This is a genomic window from Serratia sp. CY76391, assembly GCF_052166695.1.
Lineage (GTDB): Bacteria > Pseudomonadota > Gammaproteobacteria > Enterobacterales > Enterobacteriaceae > Serratia > Serratia nematodiphila.
In genome coordinates this window covers 1-560 of record NZ_JBJNOJ010000035.1, presented here as the reverse complement: position 1 = coordinate 560, position 560 = coordinate 1, and the positions used below count along the sequence as shown (strand labels likewise).

Genomic DNA, 560 nt, shown 5'->3' with positions numbered 1-560 from the left:
TTAGTCACTTAACCTCACAACCCGAAGATGTTTCCATCGTTCGCGCTGCAAACATTTGAGAGACTCTATGACAGGTTACTCTTCATCCCAATACATCTACGGAGGGACAAATTTCAGCCATCATGTTTCAATTTTCAGCTTGTTCCAGATTGTTAAAGAGCAAAATACTTCGCAGCATACTGTCGCCAATATACTCTGAAGTATTGAAATACCGGACTATATGGTGGAGCTAAGCGGGATCGAACCGCTGACCTCCTGCGTGCAAGGCAGGCGCTCTCCCAGCTGAGCTATAGCCCCATACAGTCACGCGCAGTACCTTTTCCACTTCATGAGAAGTGGTAGGCCTGAGTGGACTTGAACCACCGACCTCACCCTTATCAGGGGTGCGCTCTAACCACCTGAGCTACAAGCCTATAAAGGTATTTCTGCTCGTTACTTTCTATCAGACAATCTGTGTGAGCACGCCACTCGAACTAATATCTTTAGGTAAGGAGGTGATCCAACCGCAGGTTCCCCTACGGTTACCTTGTTACGACTTCACCCCAGTCATGAATCACAAA

At 47.3% G+C, this 560-nt stretch carries 2 tRNA genes and 1 rRNA gene; all 3 read right to left on the bottom strand.

Annotated elements, in window-relative coordinates:
- Positions 1-221 precede the first annotated feature (221 nt).
- Positions 222-297, bottom strand: a tRNA-Ala gene (locus ACJ8PN_RS25615).
- A 39-nt stretch (positions 298-336) separates the two neighbouring features.
- Positions 337-413, bottom strand: a tRNA-Ile gene (locus tag ACJ8PN_RS25610).
- Between the two features lie 74 nt (positions 414-487).
- Positions 488-560: ribosomal RNA gene (locus tag ACJ8PN_RS25605) — 16S ribosomal RNA — on the bottom strand; the annotation flags it as partial.